14 protein-coding genes are annotated in these 14415 nt (G+C 34.9%); 10 read left to right on the top strand and 4 right to left on the bottom strand.

The window, feature by feature from the left end:
* Positions 1-4: 4 nt before the first annotated feature.
* The 7 genes from LS72_RS00460 to LS72_RS00435 all read left to right on the top strand — a co-directional run bounded on the left by LS72_RS00460 (position 5) and on the right by LS72_RS00435 (position 6388).
* Positions 5-403 carry a hypothetical protein gene (locus LS72_RS00460; protein WP_138154867.1) on the top strand — a complete coding sequence of 133 codons (399 nt, stop codon included), beginning with the start codon at positions 5-7 and terminating at the stop codon, positions 401-403.
* Positions 404-464: 61 nt separating this feature from the next.
* Entirely contained in the window at positions 465-1004 is a 540-nt protein-coding gene (locus LS72_RS00455; protein ID WP_084590163.1) for an acyltransferase, read from the top strand.
* Positions 991-1230 carry a class I SAM-dependent methyltransferase gene (locus LS72_RS11200; protein WP_202978610.1) on the top strand — a complete coding sequence of 80 codons (240 nt, stop codon included), beginning with the start codon at positions 991-993 and terminating at the stop codon, positions 1228-1230. Before LS72_RS00455 ends, LS72_RS11200 begins: the two co-directional genes overlap by 14 nt.
* The gene (locus LS72_RS11195; protein WP_202978609.1) at positions 1221-1547 is read left to right on the top strand and encodes a hypothetical protein; all 327 of its coding nucleotides are present in this window, start codon (positions 1221-1223) and stop codon (positions 1545-1547) included. Before LS72_RS11200 ends, LS72_RS11195 begins: the two co-directional genes overlap by 10 nt.
* Before the next feature lie 9 nt (positions 1548-1556).
* Positions 1557-2645 carry a DegT/DnrJ/EryC1/StrS family aminotransferase gene (locus tag LS72_RS00445; RefSeq protein WP_202978608.1) on the top strand — a complete coding sequence of 363 codons (1089 nt, stop codon included), beginning with the start codon at positions 1557-1559 and terminating at the stop codon, positions 2643-2645.
* Positions 2646-2721: 76 nt separating this feature from the next.
* Positions 2722-3999, top strand: a complete 1278-nt coding sequence (serS, locus tag LS72_RS00440) for a serine--tRNA ligase (protein ID WP_034554307.1) — start codon at positions 2722-2724, stop codon at positions 3997-3999.
* A gap of 4 nt (positions 4000-4003) precedes the next feature.
* Complete coding sequence (locus tag LS72_RS00435; RefSeq protein WP_034554305.1) at positions 4004-6388, top strand: tetratricopeptide repeat protein; 2385 nt, start codon at positions 4004-4006, stop codon at positions 6386-6388.
* Here the strand turns inward: LS72_RS00435 and prfB are convergent.
* Together prfB and mnmH are read right to left on the bottom strand one after the other, a co-directional pair.
* The gene (gene prfB, locus LS72_RS00430; protein ID WP_034554304.1) at positions 6365-7456 is read right to left on the bottom strand and encodes a peptide chain release factor 2; all 1092 of its coding nucleotides are present in this window, start codon (positions 7454-7456) and stop codon (positions 6365-6367) included. The genes LS72_RS00435 and prfB overlap by 24 nt on opposite strands.
* A gap of 34 nt (positions 7457-7490) precedes the next feature.
* A complete protein-coding gene (gene mnmH / locus LS72_RS00425) occupies positions 7491-8483 on the bottom strand; it encodes a tRNA 2-selenouridine(34) synthase MnmH (protein WP_034554302.1) in 993 nt (330 codons plus the stop codon).
* Between the two features lie 131 nt (positions 8484-8614).
* Between mnmH and LS72_RS00420 the strand changes: the two genes are divergently transcribed.
* Complete coding sequence (locus LS72_RS00420) at positions 8615-8962, top strand: P-II family nitrogen regulator (protein WP_034554301.1); 348 nt, start codon at positions 8615-8617, stop codon at positions 8960-8962.
* Positions 8963-9031: 69 nt separating this feature from the next.
* Positions 9032-10249: an ammonium transporter gene (locus LS72_RS00415; RefSeq protein WP_034554308.1), complete on the top strand. Its 1218-nt coding sequence runs from the start codon at positions 9032-9034 to the stop codon at positions 10247-10249.
* Positions 10250-11106: 857 nt separating this feature from the next.
* Here LS72_RS00415 and LS72_RS00410 read toward each other — a convergent pair.
* On the bottom strand, positions 11107-11670 hold the full coding sequence (locus LS72_RS00410; RefSeq protein ID WP_138154865.1) for a Fe-S-containing hydro-lyase: 564 nt from the start codon (positions 11668-11670) through the stop codon (positions 11107-11109).
* Positions 11671-11679: 9 nt separating this feature from the next.
* Positions 11680-12525: a fumarate hydratase gene (locus LS72_RS00405; protein WP_034553043.1), complete on the bottom strand. Its 846-nt coding sequence runs from the start codon at positions 12523-12525 to the stop codon at positions 11680-11682.
* Between the two features lie 270 nt (positions 12526-12795).
* Between LS72_RS00405 and LS72_RS00400 the strand changes: the two genes are divergently transcribed.
* Positions 12796-14205 (top strand): major outer membrane protein, encoded by a 1410-nt coding sequence (locus tag LS72_RS00400; RefSeq protein WP_034553040.1) that lies wholly within the window; start codon positions 12796-12798, stop codon positions 14203-14205.
* The last annotated feature ends 210 nt before the right edge of the window (positions 14206-14415 follow it).

Here is a 14415-nt window from a genome sequence, read left to right as displayed (position 1 = left end):
TACAATGAAAAAAATAACAAAAGATGGGATAACCCTAGCAAAGCATATTAGTGCAAAAGAGTGGGGAGAGGGATTGCGATTCTTCTCTAGTGATGATGAGTTTATTCAAGTGGGGACTTGGTGCTATGATGAGGGAAAGGAGCTTTTAGCACATATCCACAATGAGGTGGAAAGAAAGGTATTTTGGACGCAAGAAGTCTTATATATCAAGCAAGGTGCCATTAGTGCTAGAGTGTATGATGTTAATGAAGTTTTTATAGAGGAGATTATCGCTAAAGAGGGGGATGTTCTAGTAATGCTACGAGGAGGGCATGGCTATACCATCTTAGAGGATAATACGCAAGTGTTAGAGGTTAAAAATGGACCTTATGTAGGGGCAGATAGAGATAGGAGGAGATTCTAATGGCAGTAGATAGGAGTGTGCGGGGGGGGGGGGATTTTATTCAAGAGAGGAGTTATTAGCTATGAATTTTAGAAATTTAGGTGAGAATGTGTTAATAGATAGGCTTACGCCTATTTATCATCCTGATAAAATCTCCCTAGGAAGCAATGTCCGTATAGGGAGTTTTTGCATTTTATCGGGGGATATTTGTATAGGGAATTATGTGCATATAGCCTCTTATGTGTTTTTAAATGGTGGGGCGGGTATAGAGATGAGAGATTTTTCAAGCGTATCATCGGGCGTAAAAGTTTTTACGGAATCATCGGATTTTAAAGGAGAGGGATTAGTCGTGCCTTTAGTGGATGAAAAATACCAAAAAGTTACAAAAAGCAAAATTATTTTTGAAAGACATAGTGTTGTGGGGGTAAATTCAGTGATTTTGCCCGGGGCGTATTTGGCTGAAGGGGTGGCTGTGGGTGCTATGAGCCTACTTATGCAACCAACAAAGCCTTTTGGAATCTATTTTGGTATTCCCGCAAAAAGAATGAGTGAGAGAAGTAGGAATATTTTAGAGTTAGAAAAAGCAATTTATAAGGATGGAATAAAATATGGTGAAGCTTAATTTAGGATGTTGGCATAGGAATATACCAGGTTTTATTAATGTTGATTTATGCGATATGCCACATATTCATTATAAAACAAGTATTGATAAATTAGATATGTTTGAGGATGGAAGTGTTGATTTAATCTATAGTAGCCATTCCCTTGCATATTTTGATAGGATTGAAGTAAAAGCTCTTTTGCAAGAGTGGCGTAGGGTATTAGCGGGGGGGGGGTATTGCGTTTAGCAGTGCCTGATTTTGATAAGCTCATTTTAGCGTATCAAAAGAGTGCGGATTTATCCAAGATTCTAGGACCCCTTTATGGCAGGATGGAAATACAAACCCAAGAGGGAGAGAGGGTGATTTATCACAAGACTATGTATAACTTCGATTCTTTAAAAGCAGTGCTAGAAGAAAATGGATTTAGTGATGTCAAGCCTTATGATTGGAGAGAGAGGATACATAAAAATTATGATGACCACTCACAGGCGTATTATCCGCATATGGATAAAGAAAATGGGATTTTAATTAGCTTAAATGTGGAAGCACAAAAATTACTATAAGGAGTTTAAATGGATTTTATTATGCAGATGAAACCTTGGTTTGGCAAGGAGGAAAAAGAAGCTTTGTGTGTTTATATGGATGAGGGAGGATTCTTAACAGAGTTTAAAAGAACGGAGCAGTTTGAGGAGATGATAGCGGATTATACAAAAACAAAGCATTGTATAGTTGTAAATAATGGGACTATTAGCTTAACATTAGCAGCTTTAGCTGCTGGTGTGGAGGCTGGAGATGAAGTAATAGTGCCAAATTACACGATGATAGCAACCCCAAATTCTGTTAAGCTTTTTGGTGCAAAGCCTGTATTTGTAGATGTAGAAGAGGATACTTTGTGTATGGATATACAAAAGGTAAAAGAAGCCATTACCTCTAAAACGAAAGCTTTGATTTTAGTTAGTGCAAATGGCAGGTATCCAAGAGTGGGTATTGAAGCATTTGAAAAGCTATGCCAAGAAAATAATCTAGTGTTGATTGAAGATGCAGCACAATCTTTAGGTTCTTTTTATCCAAATGGTAAGCATATAGGAAGTGTTGGGCTAGTGGGTAGTTTTTCATTTTCTGCACCTAAGATTATTTCTACTGGGCAAGGTGGTGCATTGATTACTAATGATGATAGAATCGCTAAAACTTTAAGGAAGTTAAAGGATTTTGGGAGAAGTGGCGGTGGTAATGACTTCCACAATAGCATAGGCTATAACTTCAAATTCACAGAGTTACAAGCATGTGTGGGTATAGAGCAAATGAAGAAGCTAGAATCTAGAATTGTAAGAAAAAAAGAAATATATACTTTGTATAAAAACGGCTTAGAGAGTATAGAGGGTATAAGGCTTATAGAACAAGATATAGAGCATACAACGCCTTGGTTTTATGAAGTGCTACTAGATAAACGCAATGAGTTACAAGATTATCTTAAAGGAGAGCATATCGGAACAAGATTGATGTATGGACCCATTAACAAACAAGTTGCTTATGGAGTTTCAGGAGAACATAAGGTATCAAATATGATAGGCAAAAAGGGGCTTTGGCTTCCTTCATTTACGCAACTTACAAATGAGGAGATAGCCTATGTTTGCGAGAGGATTCAGCGATTTTTCAGATAAAACTAGAGGGGTTGTTTTATTATTTTTTTAGTAGCTCTTAAGGTATAATAAGCCATTTATTTTTGGATTAGAGTAAATGATTGATTTAAAACTGCTTATAAATAACTTTGATGAGACGATACAAAAGCTCTCAAAACGCAATATTGATGAAAATTTTTTAAAGTGTCTTAAAGAAGTGAGTTTGCAATATAAGCAAAAAAAGATCGCTTTAGAATCACTGCAAGCAACACAAAATACAAAGTCTAAGCTTTTTGCACAATATAAACAAGAGGGCAAAGATATTAAGGATTTGAAGAAAGAATGTGATTTGCTAAAATCTAAGATTACTCTTGAGATTCAAGAGGTAGAATTATGGGAGTATAAGCTACAAGAACTCTCCACTAATATCCCCAATATTCCTGATGAAAAAACACCTTTGGGTAAAGATGAGAAAGAAAATATAGAGATTAAAAGGATATTAGAGCCTAAAAACTTTTCTTTTAAGCCTAAAGAGCATTGGGAATTAGCAGCACAAAATGGTTGGATTGACTTTGAAAGGGGCGTGAAATTAGCAAAGAGTCGTTTTAGTGTTTTTATGGGAATGGGGGCAAAATTAGAGAGAGCTTTAATTAATTATATGTTAGATTTTAACGCTAAAAGGGGCTTTAGTGAGGTGGCAACACCAGTAATTGTAAATAAGGAAGCATTATTTGGCACAGGACAACTACCAAAGTTTGAAAATGATCTTTTTAAAATTTCTGATTTTGAAGATGAAGAGAACACTAAAGGGCATCAACTCTACCTTATCCCTACTGCTGAAGTGCCATTGACAAATCTTTATAGTGATGAAATATTAAGTGAGGAAGATTTGCCTTTGATGATGAGTGCTTATACTCCTTGTTTTAGAAAAGAAGCGGGAAGTGCAGGTCGTGATACAAGAGGTATTATAAGACAACACCAATTTGATAAGGTGGAATTGGTGGCTATCACCACTCCTAATGATAGTGAGATGATGCAAGAGAGGATGGTGGCTTGTGCATCGGATTTGCTAACTTCTTTAAAATTACCTCATAGGCTTATGCGACTATGTGGGGGAGATTTAGGATTTAGTGCAAGTAATACTATTGATATTGAAGTGTGGCTACCTGGTCAAAATTGTTATCGTGAGATTAGCTCTATTTCTAATACAAGGGATTTTCAAGCAAGGAGAGCAAAAATCCGCTATAAAGATTCTAAGAAAAAGAATATCCTTGTGCATACCTTAAATGGTTCTTCTTTAGCTGTTGGTAGGACATTAGTGGCTATTATGGAAAATTATCAACAAGAAGATGGGAGTATTCTTATCCCCTCTGTGTTAGAAACTTATTTGAGGTAATATTATGCCATCAGAAGAGTCAAAAGAAAATATTATTCAACTTGATGATGATTTTGATATTGTCCGTGATATTTTAGACAAAAAGTCCAAAGAAAAAAAGCCCACAACAAAAATTGAAAAGATTTTACATTTTTTTAATACCCATAAAAAACTTAGTGTTATACTTGCTTTATTGCTTGGTGTTTTGATAGTAGCCTTTATTTTTATAATGGGATCTTTGTTCTCTAAAGAAGAGGCAATGCCATCACAAGAAGAAGAGGCCATAGTTTCTCCTCCGCAATTTTCTATTGAAGGTGGAGGAGAGATTATTGTTGATGAGGGAGAGTTAGAAGATCTTATTGGCAAGGCAAATTTTCTTTATATGAATGGCAACAAAGAAGAAGCTCTTGATTTATATGGTAGGATTGCTAGTTATTCTGAAGGATTATCAAGTTATAATTTAGGTGTGGTACAAATGCAACAAGAGGCTTATAAAGGAGCTTTAAAATCTTTTCAAACTGCTATTGATGTAGGAGAATATAGAGTTATTAGTGCCTTAAATGCTGCTGTTTCTTCCTTATATTTAAAGGAGCCTTTGCAATACCAGTATTATTTACAACTTGCTCAAACCTATCTTCCTTACGCTGCGAATTTACCCATTCACTCTTATTTATACGGACTTATTCATTATTATCAGGGTAATTATATCGAAGCAATATCTCCTTTAACACACCAAAACACACCTTATTATAAGCAACAAAATAATCGTTTATTAGCAGCTTTGTATAGTTATTTTAATAGTAATAGAAAAGCTATTGCTTATTTAGATAATGATTCTTTAGAGTCTAAAGAATGGTTTAATCTTGCTTTGCTTTATGCAAGAATTGGTGAATACCAGCAAGCGGATAAATTTTTAGCACAGATTATTGATGAATCGGGTAATACTTTAGAAGTAGATATGGCTTCTGCATTAGTGAAGTTGAAGTTAGCTAGATTTAATCAAGCAGTGAGTTTTCTAAAACCTTATGCGGATAACCAAGAGATGATAAATAAAAACCCTTATCCTATTAAGGTCATTCTAAGGGATGATTTTTTTGATGTAAATATTGCACAAAAACGTTTTTGGAATGAGTTTGGAGGATCTAAACTTAATGCTTATGAAATTTTATTTTATTACGCTCCTTATAAGGTATTTGACGCTAAAGAGGCATTATATGTTATTCAAGAAGGAGGAATTAATATCTCTATTGAAAACTTGCAAGAAGCTAAAGAAGTGCTTTTAAGAGGGCAAACTATTTCTAAAGTTAATCGCAATATTGCCAGTGCCATTTTAGAAATATTAAGCGGGGATATAAGAATTGCTAATGATATTTTGCAAAGTGCTGTAGCACAATACCCAAATCACGCAATTTTGCATTATAATTTAGGTTTAAATTACGCACAAATGGGAGATTATGATAAATCTTACCAGCATTTTATCCGCTCTTTTCACCTTAACCCTAAAGATGTTCAAGTAGGGGTTTTTGCACTTGCAACTGCAAAACTTACGCATAGAGATTTTTCAAGACTTGAAAGTGATGTAGGAAAAGAAGTTGTGAATTTTCAAGGCAGTAAGGAAGAAATGCAGTTTTTGCAAGTGCTTTTAAATTTTGTTCGTGATGGCTCTCCTGCATCTTTAGGATTTTTAGAACAAAGCTCTAGTAATATATTGATTTATTATGCTTTAAATTTTGTCCAAGGGGTATTATTAGGAGATCAAAGCTTACTTATAAATTCCTCTCATCATCTAAAGAATCTTCAGCCAACAGATCCTCTAAGCAATCTTTTAGAGCTCTTAGCACTTAATTATTATGATGACCCAAAAACACTTTCTTTGAAGCTTCAAAGTTATTACCAAGATAAAAATCTCAATAAGGATTTAATTTACTATGGACCCTCTATTGTCCGAGAGACGTATATTAAAGTAGGGCATATTGTGGGGACATTGCATTATGTGCAACAAGATTTAGATTATCGTTTAATTTCAGAGAGAAAAGATGTGCGTGGAGTTACCCAGGCTTTAGCATTGACTTATATTTATCTCCAAGAGTTTGAAAAGGCTTTTACGCTTTATAATAACCTCATTGATGATTTGAAAGAAAATGATACGCAAACCTTATTTTTAGCAGCTGTTGCGGCTATTGGTGCGGGGCATACAGAAAATGCTGCTGCTTTATTGCAGCTTTCTAAATTAGAAGCACCAACTAATTATGAAACGCGTGTGGCTAATGGACTTTTATATTTGCAAGAGAAAAATTTTAATGCGGCTAATTCACAATTTACAGTTATTGGTGATAGTGAGCAAAAATCTGATTATTTTGATTTTAAGATAGATACGAGCCATCTTTTACGCAGAATTAATATGGATTAAAACCCCCTCTAAGATTTCATCAATATCCCCATTAAGGATAGAATCTACATTGTTATAGGCAATTTGAGAGCGTAAATCCTTAACTTGTTGGTAGGGAGCTAAGACATAGCTTCTAATTTGATGCCCCCAGCCAATTTCGCTTTTTTCTTGATTAGCACTTACTTCATTGCGTTTTTGACGCTCTAACTCATAGAGTTTTGATTTTAGCATTTTTAAGGCTATGGCTTTATTTTTGTGCTGACTTCTATCATTTTGGCATTGCACGACTATTCCTGTGGGGATATGGGTGATACGAATAGCAGATTCTGTTTTATTGATATGTTGTCCCCCAGCTCCTGAAGCACGATAGGTATCAATGCGTAGGTCTTTTTCCTCTACAATAATATCAATAGTATCATCAATCTCGGGGCTAACAGAGACAGAAGCGAAGCTTGTATGCCGTTTAGCATTAGAATCAAAAGGGGAGATTCTAACAAGCCGATGAATACCATTTTCTACTTTTGCATAACCATAGGCATTTTCACCTTTGATAAGAAAACTTACATCTTTAATCCCTGCTTCATCGCCCTCTTGATAGTCTAAAAGCTCAACTCTAAATCCTCTACGTTCTCCCCAATGCAAATACATCCTATAAAGCATACTTGCCCAATCTTGTGATTCTGTCCCACCCGCTCCAGGAGTGATAGTAAAAATCGCATTATTGCCATCTAGCTCATCATTTAGCATAACTTCAATTTCTGCATTTTTAATTTGTTGTTCTAACTCTTTAGATTCCCCAAAGAGTAATTGCAGGGTTTCCTCATCATTTTGTGAGATTTCAAAAAGTTCCTTAGAATCTGCTAACGCATTTAAGGCGGTGTGGCATTTTTCTAATTGTCTTTGTAATCGTTTCTTTTCTTTTTGCAACTCTCCAGCTCTTTTGGCATCTTCCCAAAATTCTTTTTGTTGTTCTAGTTTTTCTATTTCTTTAATTCTTGCTTCCAGTTTATTAGGTTGCAAAATCTTTTGGATATTTTGCACTTTAATTTCTAGGTTTTTGAGTAATTCTCCATATTCGTAAGTATCCAAAACATTCTCCATTTTTTTCAAATTCTATCATATTTTAAGGATAATAGAGTTTAGCAATTTCGCAAATCTCTTGTAGGGTATCGTGCGTATTTTTAAAAGCTAAGCTGTGATTATAAGATTCTTTTTTATAGACTTTATCATAATATTGTAATAGTAAAATCTCTGCAACTTTTGGCAAATCGCCTTTTGCAAAAGCTTCTTTAGCGTCTTCCCAAAATTCTTTTTTCATAAAAGGTGCAATTTTTTGCATAGCTTGATAAAAGAGGGTTTCAGAAATATTACCATATTGTTTTAAAATCCGTTCAATTCTCTCTTGAAGTGGAGAGATGATAAGAATCTTAGGCGATTTTTGGTAGGCTTCATAGAGTTTAGAGGGCAAAATAACACTGCCAAGTCTTTTACTCTCACCCTCTACTAACACAAAGGGAGCGTTTTCTAGCTCTTTTAATCTTGTAAAAAGAGCGTTTTGGAAGCTTTTAGTATTGGGCTGAATCCCATAAATATGACCAAAGCTAGAACCTAAATGTTTCGCGAGTTTTTCGATATTTAAAGAATTTGTAAAAGCCTCTATAAGCTCACTTTTACCGCTTCCTGTTTGTCCTATTAAGGTTAGGAAGTGGTGCTTTGGGGTTGTATCTAAAGATTGTGTAACGACTTTTCTATAGCCTTTATAACCACTTTGCAACAAACAAACTTGGTAACCAATATTGTCTAAAACAAGCCCAAAGGAGCGACTTCGCATTCCACCCCTTGCACAATAGATGCCAAAGGGCTTAGAGGGAGTGATAAGCTCTTTTAACCTTAAAAGATGTTTGGCAGTGTTTTCACATATCATACTAGCACCTAGTATTTTTGCATTAAAGGGATTTTGTTTGTAGAGAGTGCCAATTTGTTGGTATTGTGAATCTTCTAAAACAGGAAAGTTTAAAGCATTAGAAATATGGGAGTTATGGTATTCATTAGGAGACCTTACATCAAGGATAAGCGATAAAGACAAAAATTCTTGTGTAGAAACTATTTGAAGCATATCATCCCTTAATAAAATTTGTTATTGTAGCTATTTTATTTATAATTAAAAACTTAAATTTATAAAATAGTTTTTTATTTTAAGTTAAGTTTTAATTTTTTATAATTTTGCATTCCAAAAAAGGAGATTTTATGGAAAAAATTTTTAAGGTTGAGATTATTACGCGTCCTGAAAAACTCAATACTTTAAAAGAATCTTTGGCGCAAAGAGGGATTAAAGGAATGACTGTAAGTAATGTTATGGGTGCAGGGAATCAAAAGGGTAAAACCGAAGTTTATCGAGGGAGTGAGATGACTATTGATTTACTCCCTAAGATTCGTATAGAGATTATCGCTAAAGAGATTCTTGTAAAGGATATTATAGAAGTCGCTAAAAAAACCCTCAATACAGGGAATACAGGAGATGGAAAAATTCTTCTTTCTACTTTAGAAAATGTTATTAGGATACGCACAGGACAAGAAGGGATTGATGCTATATAAGGAGAATAGATGAAAAGTTTATGGATATTGTTATTAAGTGGTGGTTTTGTTTTTGGGGTAGAAGAGGAAATTTCTGCAGTAGATACTCTTTTTGTAATTGCCTCATCCGCATTAGTTTTGTTAATGACACCAGCTTTGGGGTTGTTTTATGCAGGAATGGTAAATCGTAATAATACCTTAAGCACGATATTAAATAGCACAATGCTTTATGCCTTGATTGCTTTGCAATGGATTATATTAGGTTATACCCTAGCTTTTGGTGAGGATAAAGGAGGGATATTAGGGGGTCTCAATCATATCTTTTTAATTGATACGAATTATTCTTATGTAGGAAATATACCCGAAAAACTTTTTGTCTTTTTTCAAATGCTTTTTGCAGTAATTGGAGCGGCAATTATTACAGGTTCCTTAGTGGAGCGTATGAGATTTGGTGTGCTTTTGATTTTTATCTTATGTTGGAGTGCTTTAGCCTATGATATTTTGGCCCATTGGGTATGGGGTGAAGGTTGGCTTATGAAAATTGGCTCTTTAGACTTTGCTGGGGGAGGGGTAGTCCATATTGCAGCTGGGGTTGCTGGGCTTGTAGGTTGTATTATGTTAGGAAAGAGGAAATTTAAAAGAGGGCTTTTGCCCCATAGTTTGCCCCTTTCATTTATCGGAGCAATCTTGCTTTGGATGGGTTGGTTAGGATTTAATACTGGAAGTGCTTTAAGTGTTAATTCTGTCGCTGTTAATGCCTTTATCACCACAAATTTTTCAGTGGCAGGGGCAATGCTATCGTGGATGATTATAGAATGGACAAAATATGGCAAACCAACACTTTTAGGAAGTATTACAGGGATTGTAGCAGGACTTGTTGCTATCACTCCTGCAGCAGGATTTGTAACACCTTTTGCAAGTATTGTTATAGGGTTTTTAGCTTCACCTATTTGCTTTTTTGCGATTAGTTTTTTGAAAAGTAAATTAGGCTATGATGATACCTTAGATGCTTTTGGTTTGCACGGAATAGGGGGCATTTGGGGAGGTATTGCTACTGGGCTTTTTGCTACAAGTTCTGTTAATGCTATTGTTAGCGAAGAAGCTGCAGGAGAAGGATTATTTTATAGTGGGGATTTTAACCTACTCTTTGTGCAAATAATAGCGATTTTAGCGTGTTTTCTACTCTCTGCAGTGGTGAGTTATGTTATTTTAAAGATAATGAGTTGTTTTGTTGTCTTGCGCGTAGAAGAAAACCAAGAAGAAAATGGACTAGACCAATCTTTACACGGAGAGATCGCTTACCGATGATTTAAACTCTACTAGTAACCTGTCTTAATGGGTATTAGTAAAGGTTTTATTCTGCGTTGGTAGCAATGCAAGAGGACTATAGGAATCACACAAGATATTATTTAAGATTATTGCTTTTAAGCCTTTTAATTATTATTAGACAAAGGGATTTTATCCTTAATTTTAAGCTATCTTTTGGTGTAAGCATTAATGATGGAAATATGTATTGTTGGGCTTGATAAATAATATATGAAATATTTAAAAACGCACAAAATTGAAGTTTTTTAGCGACACAAGATTTATAAAACCATAGAATTTAGAGGGCAAAACTTTGAAATTACAGGGTTCGTGATAGAGTAGCTTTAAATTGTAATGATTTTATGAGTGCCTTAAACGCTGTTTAATACACTTTTAAAGGTATTTTGCGATATTTTGAAAATCCAAATTTCATTTTGAGCTTTAAATTAGAGTATTTTAAAACTCAAACTATTATTTTAATGAAGCTAAGATAGAATGAATTATACAAATGTATAAATTATATGTTTGTGTATAATATATATACGCATTTTACGCTATTTATTGATCATACAAATTATACGCCTTTGGTATAGGGAGAAAGAAATTAAATAAAGGTTAGGTTTCAATGTTTCACACGAGGAGATTTTTAACCTTTCAAATGAAAAGAACTCCTATACCAAAATACACCCCCTATCTCCCTATATAGTATTTTAAAAACACTAAATCCTTTAATAGCAAGTATTATTGGCTAAGTATGGTTTAAAATCAAATTTATTAAATGTTAGAATAATGGCTAACTCTAGTGGATTATCCTAAAGATTTACTAGCTTCATAGAGGAGTAGCCCCTACTTTAAAGCGATTAATCAAGTGTTCTAAAGGGTGTTTGTCCTGCTTGGTAGAAGTTATTTCCTTGAGAATCAATAGCTACAATAGCGGGGAAGTCCTCTACTTGAAGTCTAGCCACTGCTTCAGGACCTAATTCAGGATAGGCTAAAACCTCATATTTTTTGATACTTCTTGAGATAAGTGCTCCAGCTCCACCAATAGCTACCATATAAACGGCTCCATTTTTGATAATGCTTTCAATAACTTCTTTAGATCGGTAACCTTTGCCAATCATTCCGCTAATGCCTAATTCTAACATAGTAGGCGTGTATTTATCCATTCTGCCACTTGTTGTAGGACCAGCAGCCCCAACCGCTTGATTTTTATCAGGATTAGCAGGACTTGGACCTAAATAATAGATGATTTCATTATGGAATTCAACAGGAAGTTTCTCTCCCTTAGCCAGTGTTTCTGTAAGCACCTTATGGGCAGCATCTCTTGCAGCGATGATACTTCCACTAATGAGGACATTATCTCCTGCCTTTAGTGTTCTAGCCTTTTCTTTGGTAAGGGGGGTAGTGAGTTTAATCGTTGCCATAAGTTTCCTTTATAATTCTGTATCTGCGTGTCTTGCGGCGTGGCAGTTGATATTGATACACACAGGCAATCCTGCAATATGTGTAGGATAGACTTCTATATTAACTTTAAGGGCGGTGGTGTTTCCCCCAAGCCCTTGAGGACCTACTCCAGTTTTATTCGCAAGCTCTACAAGTTCTTCTTCAAGTTTGGCATATTCAGGATTAGGATTCTTACTATCTGCAGCTCTAATAGCTGCTTCTTTGGCTAAAATCGCACATTTTTCCATAGTGCCTCCCACACCCACTCCTACGACTAAGGGAGGACAGGCATTAGGACCTGCATTTTCTACTGCCTCTAAAAACACTTTTTTAACCCCCTCTAATCCATCGGCGGGGACAAGCATTTTTAAGATTCCTTTATTTTCACTCCCAAATCCTTTGGGAGCAACTTTGATTTTGAGCTTATCTCCGGGGACTATTTTAGTATGAATTACAGCAGGAGTGTTATTTTGCGTATTATCCCTATGATAGATAGGATCTTTAACGACAGATTTACGCAAAAAGCCTTGCGTATAGCCTTGTGCTATTCCCTCATTAATAGCATCCTCTAAATACCCATTGATAATATGTACTTCTTGCCCGATTTCTACAAAGACTACCGTCATTCCTGTATCTTGACAAATAGGCATCATTTCTTTTTTAGCAATATCCGCATTTTCTAGGATTTTCCCTAATATATCTTTGCCAAGTGGGGATTGCTCTTTTTCCTTTGCTTTACTAAAAGCCTCATACATATCTTTAGTAACCACACAACAAGCTTGAATACATAACTCTTTAACCGCTTGTGTGATGGTATCACAAGAAATATCACGCATAATTTCTCCTTAATGTTTTTGCTTTATATTGTATAGTTTTGAATTTGAAATTGTGTTTAAAAAATTTTTAAATTTTTAAAGTCTCTATATTTTAAGTATCGAAAATTTTAAGTAACTTTTTAGCTTAGCCCATAAATTTTTAGCCCATAAAATTGATAGGATTTTAAGAATTTTAAGATATTGTAGCAATGCAGGGCAAAATAACTTGATTTTTTGCTTTTAAATTTGCTACAATCAAGCTTGTAATTTCAAAAAATACAAGGAGATCTAATGAAATTTTTAAAATTAAGTTTGGCAGCGAGTATTGCACTTGGTGCTTTATCAACTTCAAGTTTCGCACAGCCTTTAGAGGAAGCTATTAAAGGTGTGGATGTTAGCGGTTATTTAAGATACCGCTATACCGATGATAGATACAATAAAAATCAATTTGGGGTTAGCGGTAGAGGTAGTGCAGCACATCAATGGAGAGCAGTAGCGGATTTTAAAACACCTGCTATTAATAATGTTGCTCTTAATTTAGGGATATGGTATAACAAGTCTAATAATGTTAATCACGGGAAAGGTACTTCAGATATTAATTTTGCAGGGACTGGCTTAGGTGCGGGTGCTGATGGGCAATTTGGTGTTAGAAGTTTCTACGCAACCATCACTCCTGATAACACAGCTACAACAGTAAAGATTGGTAAGCAACCTCTTGATACTCCTATTACTTATGCTCCTGATGGCGATAGAGGAACAGGTATCTTAGTGCTTAATAATGATGTGCCTAATCTTACTTTAGTAGCAACAGCTTTTGATAGCTGGATGGTTAATGAAGCAACAATTCAAGCAAGGAATGATGTTCCAGTAGGAAATGGTATTGCTCAAACCAATTTAACAACTGATAATTCTATTGATAAAAATCTCTATGCGGTTGCAGGTATTTATAATCTTGATACCGATTATGGTAACTTTGGAGGACAGCTTTGGGGATTTTATATCGATAGTGCAGTAGATGCCCTCGTATTTGGAGAGCTTTCTTGGAAAAATAGTCTTTTAAGAGCAAAAGCACAATATACTTATGCAGCTATTAATAATGATAAAGATTCTATTTTTGCTACCTATTATGGTAAAGTGGCAGATAGAAAACAACACGCTAATATTAAAGAAGCCAATGATATTTTAGCCTTAGAAGTAGGGGCAAATCTTACACAAGATTATCAGCTTCCTCTTGATGTGCGTTTAGGTTATATCACAAACTTCGCAGATGGCACCGCAGTAGCACTTGAAAATGAAGGAAGCAATGTCTCAAGAGCAGGAAAAGTGTGGTGGGATAATGCTGCAACAGGTATTAGCACTTCAGCATTACAAAGTTATGGTGTTCGCGGAATTCAAACAGATCAAGATATTAATGTTTTCTATGCGGCTGGAAATTATGGATTTATCGATAATCGCTTAAATCTAGGTTTAGAGTTTGCTTATGGTCAAAATAAACTTTCTACGAGTTCAGTTAAAGACACACAAAAAATTAAATTTACAGAAATCACTCCAACGATTAGCTGGAAACATAGTAAAAACTTAACACTCTCTAGCTACTATGCTTACCTACAAACTGATACTGGTTTAAAGGACTCTAACGGTCAAAATGTAGATGATCAAAAAAGAGGTAAATTCCGCGTAGAAGCTAAATATAGCTTCTAATTCCTCTCCCCTTTTGGGGAATCTTATCTCCATAAATTTCTTTTCTTAATTTACTTAACTACTTTTAGATGTCTATGCTTGATTTTGTAATGCTGTTCCATCAAACTTCATAATGGCTTTGATGTTATTTGATAAAGTTAATCCCCTTATTTTGAGTTTTGGGGCAATACAACACTAGAATTTTTAGTTTATGCAAATTATAAGGTTTTA

It is taken from the genome of Helicobacter apodemus (assembly GCF_000765745.2).
GTDB classification, from domain to species: domain Bacteria; phylum Campylobacterota; class Campylobacteria; order Campylobacterales; family Helicobacteraceae; genus Helicobacter_D; species Helicobacter_D apodemus.
This window is presented reverse-complemented; position numbering and strand designations above follow the sequence as displayed.

What these genes read in the sequence shown, in the direction of transcription:
- LS72_RS00460 (WP_138154867.1), top strand. Translation starts at nt 5, where the DNA reads ATGAAAAAAATAACAAAAGATGGGATAACCCTAGCAAAGCATATTAGT.
- LS72_RS00455 (WP_084590163.1), top strand. Translation starts at nt 465, where the DNA reads ATGAATTTTAGAAATTTAGGTGAGAATGTGTTAATAGATAGGCTTACG.
- LS72_RS11200 (WP_202978610.1), top strand. Translation starts at nt 991, where the DNA reads ATGGTGAAGCTTAATTTAGGATGTTGGCATAGGAATATACCAGGTTTT.
- LS72_RS00445 (WP_202978608.1), top strand. Translation starts at nt 1,557, where the DNA reads ATGGATTTTATTATGCAGATGAAACCTTGGTTTGGCAAGGAGGAAAAA.
- serS (WP_034554307.1), top strand. Translation starts at nt 2,722, where the DNA reads ATGATTGATTTAAAACTGCTTATAAATAACTTTGATGAGACGATACAA.
- LS72_RS00435 (WP_034554305.1), top strand. Translation starts at nt 4,004, where the DNA reads ATGCCATCAGAAGAGTCAAAAGAAAATATTATTCAACTTGATGATGAT.
- mnmH (WP_034554302.1), bottom strand. Translation starts at nt 8,483, where the DNA reads ATGCTTCAAATAGTTTCTACACAAGAATTTTTGTCTTTATCGCTTATC.
- LS72_RS00420 (WP_034554301.1), top strand. Translation starts at nt 8,615, where the DNA reads ATGGAAAAAATTTTTAAGGTTGAGATTATTACGCGTCCTGAAAAACTC.
- LS72_RS00410 (WP_138154865.1), bottom strand. Translation starts at nt 11,670, where the DNA reads ATGGCAACGATTAAACTCACTACCCCCCTTACCAAAGAAAAGGCTAGA.
- LS72_RS00405 (WP_034553043.1), bottom strand. Translation starts at nt 12,525, where the DNA reads ATGCGTGATATTTCTTGTGATACCATCACACAAGCGGTTAAAGAGTTA.
- LS72_RS00400 (WP_034553040.1), top strand. Translation starts at nt 12,796, where the DNA reads ATGAAATTTTTAAAATTAAGTTTGGCAGCGAGTATTGCACTTGGTGCT.